Origin of the sequence: Telluribacter roseus (genome assembly GCF_017355915.2) — a bacterium.
Lineage (GTDB): Bacteria > Bacteroidota > Bacteroidia > Cytophagales > Spirosomataceae > Telluribacter.
Genome location: NZ_JAFEUV020000003.1, coordinates 139948 through 162954, shown reverse-complemented (window position 1 = coordinate 162954; position 23007 = coordinate 139948). Strand labels below are relative to the sequence as shown.

At 52.0% G+C, this 23007-nt stretch carries 20 protein-coding genes; 10 read left to right on the top strand and 10 right to left on the bottom strand.

All coding sequences use genetic code 11. From position 1 onward, the window contains the following. Positions 1 to 71: 71 nt before the first annotated feature. Positions 72 to 1556, bottom strand: coding sequence for a TlpA family protein disulfide reductase (locus JTN23_RS06865; RefSeq protein ID WP_247233325.1), 1485 nt, complete (start codon positions 1554 to 1556; stop codon positions 72 to 74). A gap of 220 nt (positions 1557 to 1776) precedes the next feature. On the opposite strand from JTN23_RS06865, the gene JTN23_RS06860 reads away from it, so the two are divergent. Continuing rightward, complete coding sequence (locus JTN23_RS06860) at positions 1777 to 4728, top strand: FAD-binding and (Fe-S)-binding domain-containing protein (protein ID WP_247233323.1); 2952 nt, start codon at positions 1777 to 1779, stop codon at positions 4726 to 4728. A 13-nt stretch (positions 4729 to 4741) separates the two neighbouring features. On the opposite strand, the gene JTN23_RS06855 is transcribed toward JTN23_RS06860, so the two are convergent. Then, positions 4742 to 4987, bottom strand: coding sequence for a hypothetical protein (locus tag JTN23_RS06855; protein ID WP_247233321.1), 246 nt, complete (start codon positions 4985 to 4987; stop codon positions 4742 to 4744). Positions 4988 to 5165: 178 nt separating this feature from the next. Here JTN23_RS06855 and JTN23_RS06850 point away from each other — a divergent pair, with 178 nt between their 5' ends. From JTN23_RS06850 to JTN23_RS06815, 8 genes are all read left to right on the top strand, one after another. Further along, on the top strand, positions 5166 to 6752 hold the full coding sequence (locus JTN23_RS06850; protein WP_247233319.1) for an McrB family protein: 1587 nt from the start codon (positions 5166 to 5168) through the stop codon (positions 6750 to 6752). Between the two features lies 1 nt (position 6753). Beyond that, a complete protein-coding gene (locus tag JTN23_RS06845) occupies positions 6754 to 7494 on the top strand; it encodes a hypothetical protein (protein WP_247233317.1) in 741 nt (246 codons plus the stop codon). A gap of 398 nt (positions 7495 to 7892) precedes the next feature. Continuing rightward, complete coding sequence (gene thrA / locus JTN23_RS06840) at positions 7893 to 10349, top strand: bifunctional aspartate kinase/homoserine dehydrogenase I (protein WP_247233315.1); 2457 nt, start codon at positions 7893 to 7895, stop codon at positions 10347 to 10349. Positions 10350 to 10370: 21 nt separating this feature from the next. Then, positions 10371 to 11309 (top strand): homoserine kinase, encoded by a 939-nt coding sequence (locus tag JTN23_RS06835; protein ID WP_247233314.1) that lies wholly within the window; start codon positions 10371 to 10373, stop codon positions 11307 to 11309. A 122-nt stretch (positions 11310 to 11431) separates the two neighbouring features. After that, the gene (locus tag JTN23_RS06830) at positions 11432 to 11758 is read left to right on the top strand and encodes a HesB/IscA family protein (protein ID WP_247233313.1); all 327 of its coding nucleotides are present in this window, start codon (positions 11432 to 11434) and stop codon (positions 11756 to 11758) included. 197 nt (positions 11759 to 11955) lie between these two features. Then, complete coding sequence (locus JTN23_RS06825; protein WP_247233312.1) at positions 11956 to 12852, top strand: nucleotidyltransferase family protein; 897 nt, start codon at positions 11956 to 11958, stop codon at positions 12850 to 12852. A gap of 70 nt (positions 12853 to 12922) precedes the next feature. Then, positions 12923 to 13855, top strand: coding sequence for a DNA-3-methyladenine glycosylase family protein (locus JTN23_RS06820; RefSeq protein ID WP_247233311.1), 933 nt, complete (start codon positions 12923 to 12925; stop codon positions 13853 to 13855). Positions 13856 to 14036: 181 nt separating this feature from the next. Then, positions 14037 to 15020: a sterol desaturase family protein gene (locus tag JTN23_RS06815; protein WP_247233309.1), complete on the top strand. Its 984-nt coding sequence runs from the start codon at positions 14037 to 14039 to the stop codon at positions 15018 to 15020. A gap of 54 nt (positions 15021 to 15074) precedes the next feature. Here the strand turns inward: JTN23_RS06815 and JTN23_RS06810 are convergent, their stop codons facing one another. The 8 genes from JTN23_RS06810 to JTN23_RS06775 all read right to left on the bottom strand — a co-directional run bounded on the left by JTN23_RS06810 (position 15075) and on the right by JTN23_RS06775 (position 22394). Next, positions 15075 to 15752: an SGNH/GDSL hydrolase family protein gene (locus JTN23_RS06810; RefSeq protein WP_247233307.1), complete on the bottom strand. Its 678-nt coding sequence runs from the start codon at positions 15750 to 15752 to the stop codon at positions 15075 to 15077. 53 nt (positions 15753 to 15805) lie between these two features. After that, a complete protein-coding gene (locus tag JTN23_RS06805; RefSeq protein ID WP_247233306.1) occupies positions 15806 to 16579 on the bottom strand; it encodes a LytR/AlgR family response regulator transcription factor in 774 nt (257 codons plus the stop codon). A gap of 27 nt (positions 16580 to 16606) precedes the next feature. Next, positions 16607 to 18046, bottom strand: a complete 1440-nt coding sequence (locus JTN23_RS06800) for a sulfatase family protein (protein ID WP_247233304.1) — start codon at positions 18044 to 18046, stop codon at positions 16607 to 16609. Between the two features lie 55 nt (positions 18047 to 18101). Continuing rightward, the gene (locus JTN23_RS06795) at positions 18102 to 18992 is read right to left on the bottom strand and encodes an ABC transporter ATP-binding protein (protein WP_247233302.1); all 891 of its coding nucleotides are present in this window, start codon (positions 18990 to 18992) and stop codon (positions 18102 to 18104) included. Then, positions 18973 to 19647: a molybdate ABC transporter permease subunit gene (modB, locus tag JTN23_RS06790; protein WP_247233300.1), complete on the bottom strand. Its 675-nt coding sequence runs from the start codon at positions 19645 to 19647 to the stop codon at positions 18973 to 18975. The genes JTN23_RS06795 and modB overlap by 20 nt, the downstream gene beginning before the upstream one ends. A 53-nt stretch (positions 19648 to 19700) precedes the next feature. Next, a complete protein-coding gene (gene modA / locus JTN23_RS06785) occupies positions 19701 to 20441 on the bottom strand; it encodes a molybdate ABC transporter substrate-binding protein (protein WP_247233298.1) in 741 nt (246 codons plus the stop codon). A 319-nt stretch (positions 20442 to 20760) separates the two neighbouring features. After that, positions 20761 to 20940 carry a hypothetical protein gene (locus JTN23_RS06780; RefSeq protein WP_247233296.1) on the bottom strand — a complete coding sequence of 60 codons (180 nt, stop codon included), beginning with the start codon at positions 20938 to 20940 and terminating at the stop codon, positions 20761 to 20763. A 35-nt stretch (positions 20941 to 20975) separates the two neighbouring features. Beyond that, a complete protein-coding gene (locus JTN23_RS06775) occupies positions 20976 to 22394 on the bottom strand; it encodes a purine-cytosine permease family protein (RefSeq protein WP_247233294.1) in 1419 nt (472 codons plus the stop codon). 260 nt (positions 22395 to 22654) lie between these two features. Between JTN23_RS06775 and JTN23_RS06770 the strand changes: the two genes are divergently transcribed. Further along, positions 22655 to 22984, top strand: coding sequence for a DMT family protein (locus tag JTN23_RS06770; RefSeq protein WP_247233293.1), 330 nt, complete (start codon positions 22655 to 22657; stop codon positions 22982 to 22984). The last annotated feature ends 23 nt before the right edge of the window (positions 22985 to 23007 follow it).

The window sequence follows — 23007 nt, the reverse complement described above, 5'->3', positions numbered from 1 at the left end:
CATAGTTGGTATCAGACGCTGCAAAATTCGCTAAATCCTCTACCTAAACAAATGTCAGCCGTAGTATCAATCTACCTACCCGCTACTCTATCCAGTTCGGCTTGTAGTGTTTTGCTTTCAGGAAAGCCCATAGGTATCCAGCGGTTTGCGATGCGTCCCTGCGCATCAATCAGTACAAACGGATGACCGTGCGTAATAGCATATTTTTCTTTCAGCTCCTGCACTGCCTTTTCCGACGCCCACAGGTGCATTACCCCCGGCCGCGCTTCGGCGTATTGTTTCCAGGTAGTAAAGGGTATACCCGGTGCCACACTCACATATACAAAGTTCACTTTATCCTTATGGCTCTCTTCCAACGCTTTCAGCGAGGGCTCATGCTGCTTCAGGTTGAAGGCAAAAGCCAGGATCATCGGGTTTCCGCGCAGGCTGCTTATGGATATTGGGGTACTATCTACGCCCATCAGCGTTACATCCGGAGCCATAGTACCGTTTTTGAGCTGGTCTTTGGTGTTGAGCCACTTCTCGAAGTAGGCAATCTGCTGCGACTGCGGATAGCTCTTTTTATACTCAGCCAGGAGCGTACGGGCAGTTTGAGTGGTCGGGAAAACAGTGGTGGCCTGGTTGAGCCAGTAAGTCGAGAGGTACTCCCGCTGACGGGGGTAGTCTTTGAGTTTTTCCTGCGTTAGCTGATACGCCTTCTCGATCGCCTGCGCACTCATAGTGTTTTGTCCTTCGGTACTTGCCTGTCCACCCTGAGCCGCCTGTAGCTGGATCCAGTTGCGCAGTTCATTGCGGTAGGTCTGGTTCATCAAAGCTTCGTCGGGCAGGGGTTTGAAGTTCTGCAGAGTAAGCTCCGTTAGTTTCTTCTGCTGGTCGGGCGTTAGCTTCACGGGACGATTTTTGCGCATGTCGCGGTCCATGACCAGCGCCTGCAGCAGGTAAGGCTCCGTCATGGAGGTAGCTTGTACGTACGCATCAAATTCTTTGTCTACACTGGCCGATGATTTAAACTCGTTGTAGCGGGTCCGGCGTAGTTGCTGCAGGCTATCACTCTGCTTCAGAATAGCCTGATTATCTACCTGCGTAGGTTTGTAGCTGAAGGCCGGTAGGTACTGGTAGTGGTTTTCGCGGTAGTAATCCCGCAGAAACTGCTGGTAAGCTGCGCTACTCCCCGAAAACTCAAGCCCCCGGTCATTGTTGAGCTTCACCGTGAGGTTGTCGCCCGGCTTCAGGTACAGAATGTGGGTTCTTCCTTCGCTGGAGCCCCCGGCACCCGACGGAGGCAGGGTCATCCGTACCAGCGTTGGCTTATCCAGTTCGACGTCAAACACTCCGCTTTTCTGTGTACTCAGATCCACTACTCCCAGGTTATCAAACTCGGTATCAGCCAGGCCCATGCCCAATGTCTCGTGAAATCTGACCCGCTCTGCCGTCAGGGATACTTTCTGATTCATACCTTCCGGCGCTATAATAGTTACGCGCGCTGTGTTCTGAGCCCAGGTCATAGGCGCAATCAGCAGGCTCAGCAGAGCCAGAACTACTTTGTAGATTTTCATATCAGGTCCTGTACGTAAGGTTGTTGATTAGTAGGTGCAGTGATAAAAAAACTTTGCCAGCTACAGCTTGCTTCACCACGAAATCCTTGCTGCCGCGTGTACAGTATACCTCTTTTGTACGCTACTTTTGTTACTACATCTATTTAAAGAACATACTCCCTACCATTATATAGCTTCTAAGAAAGCTAATATCTAAGGAGCTAATTGCTTTGAGCTAATTATGAACCGCGTATCCCTGTTCCAGTTTAATACCCTCCGGTCTGCTTTTGAAGGTGAGCTCTACTACGACGACTCTACCCTGCACCAGGCACAACGCCACCTGTACGCGACGGACGCCTCTGTATACCAGGAGCTCCCGCTGGCCGTGGCTCTGCCCCGCACGGTGGAAGATATTCGTCGGCTTATTGACTTTGCCAATAAGCAGAAGGTAACGCTCATTCCACGGGCGGCCGGTACCTCGCTGGCCGGACAGGTAGTAGGAAAAGGCATCGTGGTAGATATATCAAAGTACTTCGGCCAGATCCTGGAAATCAACGCGGAGGAGAAGTGGGTACGCGTGCAACCGGGTGTGATCCGCGACGACCTCAACAAGCACCTGGCTCCCTACGGGCTGCTGTTCGGACCGGAAACCTCTACGGCCAACCGCGCTATGATCGGGGGAATGGTCGGGAACAACTCCTGCGGACTGCACTCCATCACCTGGGGCACCACCCGCGACCATCTGCTGGAAGTAAAAGCCCTGCTGTCGGACGGTAGTGAGGCCACCTTTCATAACCTCAGTACGGGAGATTTTGTAAAAAGACTAGCCGATAAAGAGGCCAACAGCAAGCGCGAGCAGGCTATCTACGCCGGTATGTGGGGCATGCTGTCCAACCCGGTAGATCAGGAGCTCATCAAGCAGCAATTCCCGAAGCCCAGTGTTACGCGCCGCAACTCCGGCTACGCCCTGGATGCACTGGTGAGAGGCTTCGAAAACCAGAACATCAACCTGTGCCACCTCATTGCCGGGTCGGAAGGTACCCTTTGTTTTATAACCGAAGTAAAAATAGGTTTGGTAGATGTTCCACCGGCTTTCGTGGGGGTACTGTGCGTGCATACGACTACCCTGGCCGAAGCCCTGCACGTCAACCGCGTGGCCATGCAGCACCAGCCCAAGGCCTCGGAGCTCGTGGATAAGTACATCATGGACTTCACCAAAGACCACCATGAGTACTCCAAGAACCGTTTTTTTCTGGAAGGCGACCCGGCGGCTCTGCTGATGGTAGAGTTCTGGGGTGATACCGAAGAGGAAGTCAAGCAGAAAGCCGTATCCCTTATTGCCGACCTGCAGCAGGAAGGGCTGGGCTATGCTCATCCGCTCCTGTTCGGGGCCGACGCCAACAAAGCCTGGGATATCCGTAAAGCGGGCCTCGGGTTGATCCGTAACCTCCCCGGCGACACGCAGCCCGTCAACCTCATCGAGGACTGCGCCGTGGCCGTCGAAGACCTGCCTGACTACATAGCCGATGTAGAACAACTACTGACCCGGCACGGCCTGCACGCCTCCTACTACGCCCACGCGGGAGCGGGCGAACTGCACGTAGAGCCCATGATTAATCTCAAGACCAGCGAAGGCAAGCAACAGTTCAGGCAGGTACTGGCGGATACGGCGGTGCTGGTCAAAAAGTACAACGGTGCCCTCTCGGGCGAGCACGGCGACGGCCGCCTGCGCGGGGAGTTTATCCCTTTTATGATGGGCGAAGAGGTATACGAGATGTTCCGGCAGGTCAAGCGCATCTGGGACCCCAATGGGGTGTTCAACGCCAATAAGATCGTGGACACGCCGCCCATGAACGAGTCGCTCCGGTACCTGCCCGACTACGCCGCCCCCACACCCAAAACTACCTTTGACTTCTCCAAAGACGAAAGTATACTGCGGCTGGCCGAAAAGTGCAGCGGCTCCGGCGACTGCCGCAAGTCACAGCTGAGCGGAGGTACCATGTGCCCTAGTTTTATGGCTACCCGCAGCGAAAAGGACACTACCCGCGCCCGTGCCAACATGCTGCGGCAGTACTATACGGCGGGGCCGGGCCCTAAGGAGGATGCCACCAGCGCTGACATGGTGAAAGAGGCCCTGGACCTGTGCCTATCGTGCAAGGGCTGCAAGGCTGAGTGTCCTTCTACGGTGGATGTCGGTAAGATGAAGGCCGAATTTACCCAGCAGCAGTACGACAAGCAAGGCGCTCCGGCCCGGTCCAGGCTCATCGCCAACTTTACCAAACAGATGAAGCTGGCCTCACTGGCCCCCTGGGCGTATAACGCCGTGTTTGGTAATCCGGCCCTGCGGCGCGTGGCTAATCGCTCCGTCGGCTTCCACCCCGACCGTACCATGCCTCAATTGTCTTCTACTACCCTGCGTAACTGGTACAAGCAGCACCGCAAGAAGTCAGCAGGTACTTTTGAGCGAAAGGTATATCTGTTCTGCGATGAGTTTACGGATTATAATGATGCTAAAATAGGACAAAAGGCCGTACTCCTGCTGGAAAAGCTAGGCTACGAGGTAATCATTCCCCAGCACATAGAGTCAGGGCGCACGTACCTATCCAAGGGCTTTGTAAAGGAAGCCCAGCAGATCGCTATAAAGAATGTAGAGCTGCTCAAAGAGCTGATCACAGCCGATACGCCACTGATTGGTATAGAGCCCTCGGCTATTCTGACGTTCCGGGATGAGTACCTGGACCTGGTTCCTGAGCACCTGGTGGAGGATGCCCGCCGCATTGCGGAGCATAGCCTCTTATTTGAAGAATTTATCGCTCGCGAGATAGATGGTAAACGCATAAAAAAAGACGCTTTCACTACCGAAAAGCGACTTGTCAAACTACACGGGCATTGTCACCAGAAAGCCCTGTCCTCGCTGGTACCCGCCAAGAAAGCTCTTTCGCTACCCGCCAACTACGAAGTACAGCTAATTCCCTCGGGCTGCTGCGGTATGGCCGGCTCCTTTGGTTACGAAGCCGAGCACTATGATGTTTCGATGAAAATCGGAGAACTGGTACTGTTCCCGACGGTACGCCAGCAACCCGACGAGGTCATTATAGCGGCCCCGGGCACCAGCTGCCGCCACCAGATCAAAGACGGAACCGGACGCACTGCCTTGCATCCGGTAGAGATTCTCTGGGAAGCGCTAAGGTAGCACCTGATGGGTGCTACCGTCGTATGTCTGTTGCCGAAGTATCCGGATTTACAATAACATCACCTCTGGTAGTATCCGAAGGTACCACATCCTGTTTAGGTCTCATATTCGGCGTCATTTCTCCGTGGTTAAACCATCCGCCAAAGTGAGCAATAAGCGATAATATAATACCCACGCCAAGTACGAAAAGCCAGATTCTTCTGCTATTCGCCGTGTTTTTGGTCGCATGGGTTTCTTCATTCATTTCTTTTCTGTCCATAACAATAGTCTGTGTTTTTCAATAAGTATGCAATAATTTCGTACCAATAGGTACCCAGGTAGTAAGCCCTTTTGTTTTTCCTGCTAATGTAGAATTTTATCCACTGGATGGCCTTTAAAGCCACTTGGCCAGAGCTTTGGGTTTTTATGTATATTGGCCACCAATTGGAGGAGAGACTATGCCTAAAGACGAACAAAGAGAACAACTGATAAAAAAACTGCGGGAAATCAATCAGCCCGAGGCCTGCCGTATTTTTTTCAAACTTCTCCACGACCTGATTGAGTACCATAGTCTTTCCGAAAACGACAACCGGCTGGCCATCGTAGTCCGTAAGGACAAGATGATCTCGGCCAATGTCAACACCAACATTGCTCTGGCTATCCGGCGCGACAAGGGAGTCCACCTGCTGCTGCTGATCAAGCAGGACGGTAGTGAGCAGCTTTCGGAGATCAATCAATTCTCGTTCGTCAACTTCACCCGAAGCAGCCGGTACGTACACCTGCAGATTCCCTACGAGCAAAAGCACTGGATCGAAAACCCACTGGTCCAGAAGGCCTGGCAGGACTGCATCAACGAAATAGCCGAAAAGATGGGCCAGAGTCCCAAGCGGGACCACCACAACAACTCGGCCTACCGGGCCGCCACGGACGAAGCCTTCCGGGGCGAACTGCTCATGCGAGTCAGCAACCCGGCCAGTGCCGATGACGGTCCAGCGCCCAGCCAGGTGGCAGAAAGCAGCGAAAGCTATGTTTCTCCCAAGAGTCCGGCCCGGCCCGGCATTCCGCTCAACTACATCCTGTTTGGCCCGCCGGGCACCGGCAAGACCTACCGGCTGCAGCAGCTGATGCAGGAGGTAAAAAGCCACTACTCCGTCACGTTCCATCCCTCATTTAGCTACGAAGAATTCATAGAAGGCATCCGTCCCGAGGTAGTAGGCGGTCAGGTAAGCTATCAGGTAAAGAAGGGGATCTTCTACGAAGCGTGCCTCGAAGCTCTCCGGAAGGCCAACTACAGCTCTTTTGAAGGCTGCCTGAGCGATACACCCGACAACCGGCGCCAACGCTTTGCCGAAGCCGAGCCGGTACTGCTGGTAATTGACGAGATCAACCGGGCCAATGTATCGGCCGTACTCGGAGAACTCATTACCCTTGTTGAGCTGGACAAAAGGCTGGGGAGCGTGCATGAGCAGAGCGTACAGCTCCCCTACTCCCGTAGCCGCTTTGGTATACCCGCTAACCTGTACATAGCTGGTAGTATGAATACGGCCGACCGCTCCATTGCCCTGCTGGATACGGCCCTCCGCCGACGATTTGATTTTGAAGAGTACGCCCCCGAACCCGAGCTACTGGCCGGGCGTATCATAGAGGGCGTTGACCTGCGGCAGCTTCTAGCTACCATCAACCAGCGCATCGAAGTTCTTTACGATCGGGATCATACTTTAGGTCACGCTTATTTGCTGCCGGTGCGGTCGTATAGTGAGCTGTGTGAAGTATTCAGGATGAAGATTATACCCCTGCTACGGGAGTACTTTTACGATGACTGGGAAAAGATTCAACTTGTGCTTGGCGATAACACCCGGTGGGGAAAATCGTTTAATGAACAACTGGTGCGTCGTACCAGCCTGCCCGAACGGGAGCTTTTTGGCGAGGAAATACCTCATCCTAACGAGCCCTACCTGTACGAGATCAACCCTTTCCTGACCCGGAAAGAGTATGACCAGGTCCCCCGAGAGGCATTCGTACACATTTATCAAAAACCTACCTAGTATGCATTCATCTGTTCGACTTCTGTACGCGTTATTTTTACTCCTCGGCCTGGCTTCTACCGGTTGGGGACAAAGTACCGCCCCTCACGCCATTACCTTCTCCGCCGGATACAGCATCCCCATCGGGAAGTTTGCCAGCAAGCAATTCAATGACCCCAACGCGGGACTGGCGGGCTCGGGCTACTTTGGCCAGCTTAGCTACGAACAACGCTTCAACTCCTGGCTGGGTGCACGCCTGTCGGGAAGCCTGAATATTAATGAAACCAATCCGGACCCCATCATAGAGCAATACAGTATCTTGCTCCCTAACAGGGACACCTACACGTGGCAGAAGGATGTAACGCAGTGGAAATTTGGATCGGTACTGGCGGGCCCGGCCGTGTTTCTACGCATGGGTCCTATTATACTGGAGGGGCATGTACAGGTAGGAGTAGCCTTTGCCAGATCACCCAGTTTATCAGTGATTGGTACCTCTTCTACCGGCAATTTTCCGGTGGAGGCACGGGTAGCGCAAGCCAATTCTAAAGCCCTGGGCCTGGGAGCCGGTGGCAGCATCCGGGTACCCATTACGGAGCGACTCCATTTCCAGATCACGGGTAGCTGGATTGGCTCTAACATGTACTTCAAAGATGTTCCGACTTACGCTTTTGTAGGTGATGTAGGACCCATCGAATCACTGCAAAGTCGGAGACGCTACATAGGGGTACTCAACGCCGGAGCAGGACTAGCCTTTAACTTTTAGTAGTAGAGTATACTACTACCAGGTTGTTACACCTGGCCGCAGCAAGAGTCAGGTACTTGTTTATGGAAAGGCCCGTGGAGACGCGGGCTTTTACCTTTACTCGGCAGCAAGAGCATTGTCCTCTTTGATTAGTAAAGACTGTCCCCGAATTACCTCATCCACTGTCCTGTCTGATTCCAGCTCACGGCGTAGCTCCGAAGCTGAATTCATCCGGGTAAAGAGAAACAGGAAGTACCTGTCTTCCCCAACCTCAGCCTTTCCCCCAACAAAAGACGCAGAATCCCTATACTTTTTGGTATGCTTCGTCCTGACAGCCTACGAATTACTATATTTGCAGCCGGATTGGCCACCTCCGGGCCTATTCCGTAGCTATTTTTTCAACTCGCTATCAGTAATTAATGAAAGTTCTCAAATTTGGCGGTACGTCGGTCGGTACGGTTGACAGCATCAAGCAGGTAATCAGTATTCTGGAAGATAATCTGGCGCAGGGTACGCGCATAGCGGTGGTATTCTCAGCGATGGGAGGTGTCACGAACCGCCTCATCGAGATTGGCCGAATGGCCGCCGCCGGGAATGGAGAGTACCTTGACTTACTGAAAGCAGTCGAAGAACGTCACTTTACGACCATCCGGGGACTTATTGGTGTCAAAAGCCAGAGCAGTACCTTTGCCGCCGTAAAGGGACTGGTGAATGAACTGGAAGACCTGCTTCGCGGCGTGTACCTTATTCGCGAACTGACCCCACGTACCCTCGACCTGATCATGAGCTTTGGGGAGAGGCTGTCTACGACCATCATTACCGAAGCCCTCAAGAACAGAGGCGTAGCCGCTGAGTACTGTGACGCTCGTCTGCTGATCAAGACCAACGCCAACTTCGGCATGGCTGAGGTAGACTTTGCCACTACGGATCGGCTCATTCTGGAGCACTTTGCCAAGAGTAGTGCACTGCAGTGTATTACCGGCTTCGTAGCTTCATCGGCCGACGGTATTACTACTACCCTTGGACGCGGGGGATCAGACTATACAGCCTCTATATTTGGAGCGGCCCTTGATGCTGAAGTCATCGAAATCTGGACTGACGTAGACGGTATGATGACGGCCGATCCGCGTAAAGTACCCAATGCCTTCACCATCCCATCGATTTCGTACGCCGAAGCCATGGAGCTGTCGCACTTCGGGGCAAAGGTTATTTACCCGCCCAGCTTACAGCCGGCTTTTGCCAAGAACATACCCCTAAAAGTACTTAATACTTTCAATACAGAGTTTGAAGGTACCCTGGTAAGTCGTATCGCCAATGGCAAGGACTACGCCATTACGGGTATCTCGTCCATTGATGATACCGCCCTGGTGAACGTGCAGGGTAGTGGTATGATCGGTGTAGCGGGTATATCAGCCCGCTTGTTCACGGCTCTGTCTGTTAATAATATCAGCGTAATCCTTATCTCACAGGCTTCTTCGGAGCACTCCATCTGCTTCACGATTGACCCCCGCAATTCTGAGCGGGCGCGTGAGGTACTGGAGAAAGAGTTCGAAGTCGAAATAGCCATCGGGGATATTGATAGCATCAGCATCGAGAAGAATGTCTCTATCCTGGCTATTGTGGGTGAAGGCATGAAAAAGAGTACCGGTGTATCCGGTAAGCTCTTCTCGGTACTTGGCAAGAACGGTATTAATGTTATAGCCACCGCTCAGGGATCATCGGAGCTGAATATATCCGTCGTTATTTCCAGGAATGACCTGTCGAAGGCCCTCAATGCCATCCACGGTGTATTTTTCCAGTCCGAAACCCGGTCGCTTAACCTGTTTATCGTGGGTGTCGGATTAATAGGTAGTACTTTGCTCAATCAGCTCTGCGTTCAGGAAAAGTACCTGCGCACCGAAAAGCTGCTGATTGTAAATGTCATCGGGCTATCCAACACCAAGAAAATGCTGCTCGACCCCGTGGGGGTATCGCTGAAAGACTGGCATGACCAGCTGACTGACCAGGGTGTCAAGACCAGCCTGCCCGCTTTTGTGCAGCGGATCAAGGAGCTCAACTTACCAAACAGCGTATTTGTAGACTGTACCTCCGACAAGGACATCGTACGCTACTACGAGACGCTGCTTGACGCCAGCATCTCGGTTGTTACGCCTAATAAAGTAGCCAACTCCGGCCGCTACGAAGAGTACCAGCGCCTGCAGCGCACCGCCCTGCAGCGCGGGGTGAAGTTCCTGTACGAGACCAACGTAGGAGCCGGACTACCTATCATCAATACCATACAGGGACTGATGGCCAGCGGTGATAAGTTTCTGAAAATAGAGGCTATTGTATCCGGTACCCTTTCCTACATCTTCAACAACTTCAGGCCCGGCGTTCAGTTTGTGGACGTGGTACGTGATGCCAAAGCCAAAGGTTATACCGAGCCCGATCCGCGCGACGACCTGAGTGGGGTCGATGTGGCGCGTAAGATCCTGATCCTGTCGCGTGAGGTAGGGGTACCCCTGGAGCCGGAAGATGTGACCGTAGCCCAGCTACTTCCCGATAGTTGCCTCAGGGCTCCCAGTGTAGAGGCTTTCTTTGCCGAACTGGAAGCCTCCAATGAGTACTTTGAGGAGCTGCTGGCCAATGCGCAGGCCAAAGGAGAAGTACTCAGGTACATAGCTACCCTTGAAGAGGGCGTGGCTAAAGTAGAGCTGCGTACCGTGGGACCACAGCACCCCTTCTATACCTTATCGGGCAGTGATAACATAGTATCATTCACCACGGAGCGGTATAAGGACCGTCCGCTGGTCGTAAAAGGCCCCGGCGCGGGTGCCGAAGTAACGGCCTCCGGCGTATTTGCCGACATTATGAGTATCAGTAGCTACCTGGGGTAACAGGCAGAACTATTCTAACCTATGAACTATATAAAAGCCTTCGCCCCCGCTACGGTTGCCAATGTAGCCTGCGGATTTGACATATTTGGCTTTGCCGTGGACGAGCCCGGTGATATCGTAGAGGTACGTCGGCGCGATGAGCCCGGTATTGTCATTACTGACATAACGGGTGACGAAGGCCGACTCCCCCGCGATGCCTCGCGTAACGCGGTGACGGTAGTGATGCAGCACTTCCTGAATAAGCTGAACCGGCTGGACGTAGGCTGTGAGGTAACGCTTCATAAGAATATGCCATTAGGCAGCGGTATGGGCTCCAGTGCGGCCAGTGCTGTAGCCGGTGTATTTGCCATCAACGAGCTGCTTGATAAGCCTTTTACGCGTGAGCAACTACTACCGTTTGCCATCGAAGGTGAGCGCATCGCCTGCGGATCGGCCCATGCTGATAACGTAGGGCCCTCCCTGCTGGGTGGCTTCGTAGTGATCAGGAGCTACAATCCCCTGGATGTCTTTACCGTTCCGGTGCCCGCTAGCCTGCACTGTACGCTTGTACACCCGGACATTGAGGTCAACACCAAAGATGCCCGGTACATCCTTCGCAATGAGGTGTCGCTTAAGAATACCATCTCACAAATGGGTAACGTAGCCGGATTGATCACGGGTCTTATGAAGGAAGACTTTGATCTGATAAGCCGGTCGATGGTGGATGTTATCATCGAGCCCGTACGGGCCATCCTGATCCCGGAGTTCAATGAGGTAAAGCAGGCCGCTATTGACAACGGAGCCCTTGGATGCAGCATTTCAGGAGCGGGTCCCTCCATGTTTGCGCTAAGCCGCAGCCGCAGCGACGCTGAACGTATAGGCCTCGCCATGCAGAACGCCTTTGAGCAGGCTGGCATCGGCAGCAAAATGCATGTCTCTGGCATCAACAAAGAAGGCCCGAAACTATTGGATAAGAATTAATTAGGACATTAACCTACCCTACTTGATCAATCATTATATACATTCTTCACCCCAAATGCTGAACTTTCCTTTTTTAGAAAAAGTTATTAGTACTGAAGGTAAGACGAATATTTGCTCAGACGATGGTAACAGTAACTGAAAAGGCTAAAGATAAAATACTGGAACTCCGTAACGAGGAGAACCGTGCGGACGAACATCATATCCGTGTTGGTGTAGTAGGCGGTGGCTGTTCGGGCCTTATGTACAATCTCGAATTTGATTCGGAGTATAAGCCTACCGACATGGTATTTGAAGATAAAGGCATCAAGATCGTGGTAGACAAAAAGAGTATTCTGTACCTGGCTGGTACCACGTTAGATTTTAGCGACGGCCTGAATGGCAAAGGCTTTCAGTTTGTCAACCCCAATGCGTCGCGTACCTGCGGATGCGGGGAAAGCTTCGCTGTATAAGATATTTAGAGACACTCGCTGAAGGCGTTGTCAAAGAGTTTTATTTTTGATTAAGTGTAGTTTAAAGCGTCGCGAGCTTCCACGCGGCGCTTTTTTTATGTACTGGTTCTAAAACTCAGGCCAACCCTCTCAAAGCTTAGGCATAAGTTTTTAACTTGCCGCTCCTTTTAGATATACACCCAAAATCACACATACGAATGAAACCTACTCTCTTAATACTGGCCGCCGGCATTGGCAGCCGCTACGGTGGCATCAAACAGCTCGACCAGTTTGGTCCCAATGGTGAGACCATCATAGATTACTCCCTTTTTGACGCCATTCGGGGTGGCTTTGGCAAAGTGGTATTTATCGTGCGGGAAGAAATAAAGGATGATGTAGAGGCCATTTTTGCCCCCAAGCTTCAGGGAAAGATCGAGTATGACTTTGCCATACAGGGCATACAGTCGTACGTTCCTGAAGACCTGGGAACTGTGGAACGCACTAAACCGTGGGGAACCGGACACGCCATGCTGTGTGCCTGGGAGCAAACATCTACCCCTTTTGCGGTAATCAATGCCGATGACTTCTACGGACGTGAAGCTTTCGCAACCATGGCTGAGTTTCTTCAGAGCGATACTGATGATAGCCAGCACGCCATGATCGGTTACGAACTGAAGCGTACCCTATCCGAAAATGGTACCGTGTCGCGTGGTGTGTGTGTAGTAGATGAGAACGGTAACTTGTCATCAGTAGTAGAACGCACCAAAATATCCCAGGATATGGACAAGATCTACTACGAGGAAGATGAGATGCTGACCGAACTTGCTCCCGAGACCATTGTATCCATGAACTTCTGGGGATTTAAGCCATCTATTTTCCCCATTACCAGGAAGCTGTTCGAATCATATGCCCGGGCTAACTTCACCACCCCTAAGGCCGAGTTTTATATTCCCTACATCGTCACCAACATGATTTACAATGATCAGAGCAAGTGCAGGGTATTTACGAGCCAGTCGGATTGGTTTGGCGTTACCTACCCCGAAGATAAGCCCACTGTACAGGCAGCCCTTGCTGAGTTACATACTTCGGGCAAGTACCCTGCCAGCCTGTGGTAAGCCTTTGATATACCTTACTACATATAATAAAAGCCCGGCTCCGTCGGGCTCTTTTATTTCCTACCCTGCTATGGCCACTTTGCAAGCACACTCACCGGATCTTTTTCAGACGCCTACTCCTCCCCTGTTCAACTTTCAGGAGTGTCTGTGGTTTCTGGACCGCAACTATGACGACATCATGCACCGGATACTCCCCGATGCGGTCATCAAGCCCGCCAGAATAGCCGGAAAGCCTGTACTGGTAAAAATATATGAAGGTGAGGGCTGCCTGATCAGTGAAGTACTTCGGGGAGAGGTGACAGACGAAGCAGCTCTGGTGAGGTACGTACGCGATCTATTTGATCTGGATACGGACCTTGCACCATTTTACGAGCTACTCAGGTCTGATCCGGAGCTTGCCTTCATGGCTGACGAGTACCGTGGCCTGCGCCTGATCGGTATTCCTGATTTGTTCGAAGCCCTTTGCTGGAGCATCATTGGCCAGCAGATCAACCTGTCCTTTGCCTATAAGCTCAAACGGCGGCTGGTAGAGACCTTTGGTGAACGGATAGACTGGCAGGACCAAACGTACTATCTGTTTCCGGAGCCGGAGCAGGTAGCTCTGGTGTCGCCCGCAGCGCTACGAGCTCATCAGTTTTCGGAACGGAAAGCCGAGTACCTCATTACAATTGCCAGGGCTTTCAGCACGGGTGAAGTTTCTAAAGAGCTGCTCACTGCCCTGCCTACGCCCGAAGCCATGATCCGGCAGTTGACTTCGTACAAAGGCATCGGTGAGTGGACCGCCAACTACGCCCTTATGAAATCCCTGAAAGTAGCTACCTGTATTCCTTACGGTGATGTAGGCTTGTATAATGCATTGCATAAGGTAAAAGGCCTGGCAAGGCGACCTGAGCGGGCCGAACTGGACGCCATTTTCAGCAAATTCTGTGGCTGGGAAGCCTATCTTACCTTTTACCTCTGGCGTACGCTGAGCAAGCCTGATCTGCCCTCAACGGCCCCTTAACAATTTTTTTACAGTTGATTTGGCAGATTTAAGCAGATAGGGCTGGGATACTATGGTAAAAATGAGTTATTTACTACTTATAAATCTTTCAACCCTAACTACTGAACAATAGATTGGAGGATCTTTAAAACATTTCTTTTAAAGCTGACTTATAATTTATTAAACACAATTCAACAAAGGAATGGCAGTATTACTCAATTTATCTACTCTTTTTGGTGCTCCACAAATTAACTTCACCCAAATTGACGGACTTACAAAAAGTGCCCCCGAGATTATAGTATGGGCCGCACCAGTCATGTTTTTCTTTGTGCTAATCGAGTGGTATATCTCCTACCGGCACGACAGGCACCTGTATGACAAAAATGAGACCATAGGCTCAGTACTGGTCGGAATCGGGAATGTGATAGTTGCCTTTCTCCTAAAATTCTCGCTGTTTTCCATTATAGTCTGGATGTATAACCTGGTGCCCTGGCGTATGCACTTTGCCTGGTGGACATTTATACCCTGCTATGTTTTCTTTGACCTGTGTAGCTACTGGGCGCACCGCATTTCACACGAACAGCGGTTCTGGTGGGCTACGCACGTGGTACACCACAGCAGCGAAAACTACAACCTAACGGTCTCGTTCCGCCTGAGCTGGGTACAGCACCTGAAGCTGATCTTTTTCTTCCCCATTGCTATTATGGGCTTTCACCCGGTCATATTCTTTATTGTTAACCAGATAGCGGTACTGTTCCAGTTCTGGGTACATACGGAGTACATCCGTAAGTTGCACCCTGCTATCGAGTACATCTTTGCGACTCCATCCAATCACCGGGTACACCACGGCTCACAGGAGAAGTACATCAACAAGAACTATGGCGCTACCTTTATATTCTGGGACCGGATGTTTGGTACCTATCAGGAAGAGGAGGAGCAGGCTATTTATGGTATTACCACCAGCTTAGAGCATAAGGCCAATCCGATCTACATCAACTTCCACGAGTACATGGATATCTGGGAGGACATGAAGAACGCCAAAGGCTTCAAGATGAAGCTGTTCTACCTCTTCGGTGATCCGATTGATGTAGCAAAGGCCAAAGAAGTTATCAACGGGAAGAAGAAGCCCGTACCCATCAAGGAGCTCGGACAGGAAAATTTAAAAGCAGCTACCAAAGCTTCATAATCAAAAAGGAGAGCCTACTGGCTCTCCTTTTTGATACGTAAATAGTAGTTGTTCCTATTTCTTCACCAGGGCATTGATCATGCGCTCAGCTAAGAACTTATTACCACTCTCAGTAAGGTGAACCCGGTCGGTAGTAAGTACGCCCGATTCTTTGTTTTCGGGGTTATTCTTCACGAGGTACTCCTGGAAGTCTTTCCGCAGATCTATCAGCGTCAGATTATGCTTTGTAGCCAGGTCACGGATAAATCCGGCGTAGCGGTTGAGGTCCCCATCCTGCTCGTTGGAGTAGTCGGTCTTTTCTCCGATCACCGACGGAGTACACAGTACTACCCGGATATTATTGGCCTGTAGTTTTTTGATGATGGCTTCGTAGAACTTCACATACTTATCCGGATCGGTACCGGTGCCGTGGGTGCGCTTGTGCCATACATCGTTAATACCTACGTATACCACCACTACATCAGGATTTTTGGCCAGTACATCCTCATCCATACGCAGGTACAGGTCATATACTTTATTTCCGCCTATACCTGCTCCCATCAGCTCATACTGATCACTCTGGCCACGCGCCTGCAGGAGTTCTTTCATTTGGGTAATGTACCCCTTAGGACCTACGCCCGCCTGGGTGATGGAGTCGCCAAAAAATACGATTCGGGTAGGCTTGGCCTGCTGCATGGCCAGCAGGGGTAAAGTCATAAGTGCAATTCGTAATAGCTTATAAAAAGTTTGCATATAAAGGTTGAAAATGGTTTTGAAATAGAAAGAATGCCTGCTGCCGTACCTACCTATCCCTCCTCAAACCACCGCCTGAACTGCGATGCCTTCTCCTTACTGACCGAAATAGTCTCATCAGGCGCCGCCAGCATGACCAGTTCCAGCTTTCCCGTATAGTGAGTACGGTAGCCTTCCAGCGCCTCCTTCCTGACCGTATACTGGCGACTGGCCCGGAAGAAATGAGCCGGATCCAGTAGTTCGTCCAGTTCGTCGAGTGAAGCGTAGTCAGTAATGAGCCGCTGCCCCTCCGACGTGACCAGCCAGATGACCTCATCACGCACAAAGAAAGCTACCCGCTCGGCCGGTACAGCCACCACCGTGCGCTGGTGATGCGCCAGGAAGCGTTGCTTGTAGGCTTTGGTGGGACGCGAATCCAACTGCTCGAGCAGACTACTCAGCTGCGCCGGAAAGTGGGCAGGCCTATCGGTACCCCGCCAGCGGTGGTACTTGTCAAAGGCCCGCTTCAGATCCTCTTCGTGGATAGGCTTCAGTAGGTAGTCAATGCTATTGAGGCGGAAAGCCCGGATGGCGTAGTCGTCGTAGGCCGTAGTAAATATAATAGGGCAATCGGTGTCGACCTGGCGAAATATCTCGAAGCTTACCCCATCCGACAGCTGAATATCCGATAAGATCAGGTCGGGGTGCTGATTATTTCTGAACCAGCTGATGGCGGCTTCTACGCTTTCGAGCGGGCCGTCCAGTCGAGCCTCGGGTTCGAGTTGCCGTACGGTATTTTGTAGGTTACGGGCAACAAGCGGTTCATCTTCAATGATAAGTATATGCATAGAGGAAATACGGGGGTAAGTAAATCATCAGAAGGGTCCTTTGTTTGTAGTGCTGACGGCCCCGCTTCCGGCACCCGGCATTTCACCACGTACCAGTGGTGTATCCAGCTTTTTGCCACTAAACCAATCTGAATCCGCAGGCGTAAGATGGTCGGGTTGGGTATCGCCGGTCTGGTCTATCCAGTTCTTAAGTACCTGTTTCAACTTCTGCCGTTCTTTTTGGTGAGCAGCCTGTTCAGCCAGGTTAGTCAGTTGATAAGGATCTTTAGCACAATTATACAGCTCTTCGACGGGTCTGGGTTGGATAAAATTATCCTGCTGTGCTTTGGTAAGCTCCCCAGTCTGATAGCCCTTCACTAAATCCTGAAACGCTGGCGAACGATGAATGTCCGAAGCCGAAGAACTGGCAAACTGTGGGCGGCCATTGTAGATATAGAGCCAGTCTTTGGTCCGTACCATACGCTCGTAAGCTTCGTAGTTGTGCCAGTTGTGCTCCGCAAACACATAGTTGCGGAAGCTCCTGCCGGGCTCTTTGAGTACTTTCGAAAAACTTTTCCCCTGAAAGCCCGGGAGTGCCGGAAGCCCCGCCAGCTCGAGTATAGTTGGGGCTATGTCTATTACACTGATCAGGCTCTCCGACACCTGAGGTTCTTGTACCTTTATCCCATTCTTCCATTTGACAATAAAAGGTGTCCTGATTCCTTCGTCATAGAGGCGCGTTTTATTTCGGGGAAAAGGGCGCCCATTATCAGCCATTATTATGATCAGTGTATTATCGAGTACGCCCTGCCTTTTAAGTTCTTCCTCCACTTCACCTATATAGGTATCAAAGCGGGTTATTTCGTCGTAGTACTGCGCCAGGTCCCTGCGGGTAGCGGGAGTATTGGCCAGGTAGGGAGGAGGCGATATGGCATCAGGAGGGTTACTGCCAGCGTACTGGTTTTCGCCCCACTCCCGATGCGCATCCAGAGCCGCAAACCACATAAAGAAAGGCTTCTCCCGCGGCCGGTCGCGCAGCACGTTTACCCACTGCTCCTCTCCCCCATCTCCATTCCCTTTGGATTGTAGCAGACTAAAATCTTTGACGGCATGGGGTCCCGAGTGCCATTTGCCAGCAGATACGCAGTGGTATCCGGCCTCTTTGAGAGCCCCCGGAAAGGTAGGTACTTCGGCGGGTAATGGTGTATGCAGTTCGGCCGCACCGGTGTTGTGCGGGTACCGTCCTGACAGAATGCTGTTGCGGCTGGGGCTGCACGAGCTGGCTGTCAGATATACATTAGTAAAGCGTAGCCCTTCCCTGGCTATACGATCTATATTAGGAGTTTTGACTTCTTGGTTGCCATAGCAGCCGAAATCATTCCAGCTTACATCATCCGCAATAAAAATGACCACGTTGGGACGCTGCTGAGCGAGGAGAGCCTGTACTGACAATAGTACTATACTTACTATAATACCGAAGTGCTTCATTAGTTAATGCATATTAGTTTATATACTATAAGCCTGCATACCTGGACACTTACTACTAGTCGATCAGCTCAATCATGGGTGTTTCAAGAGAGTAGCGGAGCAGAAATGAGCGCCCCGGCGTTAGTTGTGTGGCCAGCGCCTGCGGTACTCTCAGCCGACGTACCTGCTGCTGTATCAGGGCCAGCACCACCAGTCCGCCACCGTTGGCCTCTACCGATAGTACCTCTCCGTACAGCAAGGGCTCCTGACTCAGTTCCTGCCTATGGGTATAGACTTCGCCGGGGCTTCCCTCCTGCGCTACACGCCCTCCTTCGATCCGGGCTACGCGGTCGGCCAGCCGGAATATCTCCGCCAGATCGTGCGTAACCAGGATCATCGTGAACCGGTACCGGCGGTGTAGGTCCAGTAGTAAGTCCTGCATCCGGTACCGCATGTCGCGGTCCAGAGCGGCCAGAGGCTCGTCCAGCAGCAGTACCTGGGGCTTACGTACCAGCGCCCTGGCCAGCGCAACTCGCTGCTGCTGCCCGCCCGATAGCTGAGCCGGCTTCTGGCCGGCCAGTTCGGTGAGCTCTACGGCACGCAGCAGTTCGTCTACTATGGCCTCCTCCTGCCCCTTATCCAGCGCAAAAGTCAGGTTTTGGCGCACCGTCAGGTGGGGAAACAGTGCATAGTCCTGAAAGACAAAACCCACCGGCCGCCGCTGCGGCGCCCTGAAAACACGCCCCGTCGTATCCGTCCATACTTCGCTGCCGTGCCGGACTAGCCCTGCCTGCGGCTGAATCAGCCCCGCCACGATCCGGAGCAGGGTAGTTTTGCCGGCCCCCGAAGGCCCCGTCAGCGCCAGTATTGTCCCGGGCTGAACCGCCAGCGCTACCTCCAGGGATATCACCCCCTGAGCCGTATTCAGATTATGCCGGATCGATATGTCAAGCGGGGTATCGGACACGCAGCAGACGGTTATTGATGGTATAAATGATGGATAAAATTAAGAATGTTACCACAAAAAGCACTAGTGCATACTGGTTGGCCGCATCATAGTTAAGCGCCTCTACCTCGTTGTAAATGGCAACGGAGGCTACCTTGGTCACGCCGGGTATGTTACCACCGATCATCAGTACTACCCCGAACTCCCCCACCGTATGGGCAAAGGTAAGTACCAGCGCCGTCAGGATGGCGGACTTGCTATTGGGAAGCAGCACCCTGAAAAAGGTAGTCCAGGCGCTCTTACCCAGCGTATAGGAGGCCTCGCGCAGGGATGGCGGCAGCGACTGCAGACCTGCCTGCAACGGGTAGATCATAAAGGGCAGACTATAAATAACCGATGCTACTACCAACCCCTGAAACGAAAATACCAGCCGCAGTCCCAGGGCTGACTCCAGCCACTGTCCAAAGGCCCGGGAAGGACTGAAAGCCAGCAGCAGGTAAAAACCCAGCACCGAAGGCGGCAGTACCAGCGGCATACCTATGATAGCCTCTATAATAGATCGTCCCCTAAACCGCGTAAACGCCAGCCAGTACGCCAACGGCAACGCAATCACAAACAGGATCAGGGTAGTAAGAGTAGCCAGTCGTAACGTAAGCCAGAGAGGTTCGGGATCCATGTAAGCTGCGGGTAGGGGTTTAAGATTAGCCGATTCAGGTACTTAATTAGCCGCTACTCTACGGAGTAGCCGTACCGGCGGAAAATTGCTTTGGCTCTTTCGGAATACAAAAACTCAAAAAACTCGCGGCTGGGCTTGGCCTTGAAGGAATCTTCGCTGTGGCGGAGCAGTACAGCCGCCTGCTCGATGGGCTGGTAGGCTGAGCTGTCCACTTTTACCCAGCGTCCCTTTCCCCGCATTTCGGGTGACAGTACTACCGACATAGCCGTAAAGCCCACATCGGCCGCTCCCGAAGCGATGTACTGAGAGGTCTGGGCGATGCTTTCGCCGTATACCAGCTTTCCCTTTACGAGCTCGTAGATACCTGCTTTCTGCATAGCCTGTACGGCGGCTTCACCATAGGGAGCCGTACGCGGATTAGCCATTGCTATTTTGCGGATGGAGTTTGCTGCCAGTGAGTTGACAGAGAGGTCGGTGGCTGTGGAGTCCAGTGTCCAGAGTACCAGGGTGCCTCGCGCGTATACGCGGGGAGCCATATCACTCCCTCCGTGCTTATGGATTTCGGCGGGGTACTGGGTATCGGCTGATACGAATACATCAAAGGGAGCCCCTTCACGGATCTGGGTGGTGAGCTTGCCCGATGAGCTTACTACCATTTCTATCTCGGTATCTGATTCCCGCTCAAACTCTTCTTTCAGCTCCTGCATTACGTACTGCACGTTAGCAGCGGTAGCTACTACTACTTTTTTATTAGGTTCGGAGCAGCCCGCTAATCCTACAAATACGATCAGCAAGAGTATTACCTGATTTGTGTACCCTGACAAATATCTCATTACATACTGAGGAGATGATGTAGGGTAAAGGTAGTAAAGAGTTAAGAAATGTACGAATGGGAAGCCCACTAGCACAAAGGGAAGAAGGTACCGACTCGTGGTGCTCATGTAGTACAGCCACGGGCCGGCAGGACACAGTACCTCCTAAGATCTGGTCTGCCGAAAGGCGTAGCCTGAGGATCCTGTGGTACCTAATGAGAATATCAAAATGGGTACAACTCTGACAAAGGTATACAGAGAGCCCCTACTCCATGGTAGAGGCTCCCGTAGCAGATGCACTTCAACCGTTTCTTTTCATGATACGAAATGCGGCCAGAAACCAGAGTACCATACCCACCGCCATAAGCGTTTTGTTCTGATCCTGTGAAATTGTACCCGAAAAAGCCAGCATGGAGGGTACGATGGTCAGTCCCAAACCAATGGCACCGATTACATAGGCTAGTGTTTTAGATAAAGTCATACTACGTAGTTTTGAAAGAGCTTACTAGCTGAGTCTTATATAACATCAACGGTGTGAGATACTTTGGCTTTGGATGATTGGAAAACCTTGCTCATGACCAGGTACAACCCAACCGCCACAAACCAGCCTGGCAGCCCCAGAAAGAATATTTCGATACCGAACACCCAGTTCAGAACCAGACAGAATGCCAGCGTCAGTACCCAGGTGAGTCCGGCGGCCCAGTTGATATATAATCCCTTCTTACGGGCATATTCTTCACTCAAACCCAGGCGAGGCAGCAGATATACATCCGAGAAGATGATAGCACCCATCGGCATCAGCAGCAGCCCATACAGGGCGACAAAGTCCAGCAAGCGCATTACCAGCGCCGGAAACATGGCCGCCGAGGTAGTGATCAACCCTACCAGCAGGGTGATTTTCCAGGTCTTCCACTTGGGGTACCACGACTGCAGGGCCAGCCCCGCCCGATAGATGGTAGGATTGGCCGTAGTCCAGCCCGCGATGACCACACAGATCACTCCCGCCAGTCCGGCGGCGTAGTAGGCTACCGGTCCGGGTGAAAACTCAAGCTTGTTAGCCGCCTGCTGCAGAAATATGGCATACAGGATACCCGATGCACCCCAGGCTATGTAGTGCCCCAGGAGCATCCCGGCTCCTGACGTAAAACCGGCTTTCCAGCTGCGGGCGTAGCGCAGCACCGACATATCGGCCATACCGATATGCATAGCCATGTTGCAGAACCACGAGAAAAACATGACGTGCCAGAAGGTAAACTTCGACTGCCCTTCCAGAGGTACTCCGGTCCAGATCTTGTCGTTGGCCACACTCCAGAAGTCGCCAATGGAAGTAACTCCTGCCTCGGGCAGCACCGCCACGGCCGCCGCCACAAACACCAGGAACAGCCAGGGAGCCGCCAGATTGGCTACATAAGAGACCAGATCATAACCAAGCATGGCGATAATGGTAGTCACCAGCCCCACCACCAGTACTATACCTATCCACAGGGCGCTATTGGGCAGAATATCCTGTAGTGTAGGCAGTGGCAGGTTGAAGGGTATACCCACCGCCGTAGCGGATACCGCGATCATGGAGCCCGCCAGGAAGCAGAACATCAATGCATTGACCAGGTTGTATACTTTGGTCAGGCGCGGCCCGCATATCTTTTCAAGCTTGTAGTACAGTGTGATACGCTCCTTTACAGCAATAGGGGCACAAAGGAAAGCCCAGCTTAGTACCGCCAGAACGTTACCTACCAATAGCCCCAGAACCAGATCCCCTGCACTTACCCCATGCGCTACGAACAACGGTCCGATTACGAACTCTGTACCAGCCGTATGCTCTCCCGCGTACAATCCCAGAAAACTTTTACTACTCCGTAGCTTTCGCTCCGGTACACGCTCGCGCTCGTATTCTTCGACGGCGTTCAACTTATCAGTAAGCTGGGTCAGGTTCATGGGCAATCAGGGAGGTTAAGAGTTGAGTATATCAATTTATTAGTCGCATCGTGCGTGAGTACCAGGTAGCCTTCTGTATGTACTGTACTACCTACATAAAGTCAACCAGTCTAACTATTTCCTCCCGAAGTACTATTTCTTTTTACTAATAACTTTCCTGTGGTGTCATGTAAGACAGCTACGCGCCAGGCTTCTGATTTTATGGCGGCCATTGCTGATATTTGCTTTGAAAACATCACTACCTCTAAATTACCCCATCCATGCGCACCATATTGTTGCTGTTTCTGTCCAACCTGTTCATGACTACCGCCTGGTACTGGCACCTTAAGTTTCGGGAGACCGACCTGTGGAAGGTGATCCTGATCAGCTGGCTGATTGCCTTTGTAGAATACTGCGTAGCCGTACCCGCCAACCGCATCGGGTCGTACAGTTTCAATGCCTTTGAGTTGAAGACTATTCAGGAAGTGGTAAGTCTGACGGTGTTTGTAGCCTTTGCTTTCATTTATCTGAAAGAACCCATACGCTGGAACTACCTGGTAGGCTTTGGATTGATCGTACTGGCGGTGTACTTTATATTTAAGAAGTGGTAGAGCCGGTATTCCTATACGGAACA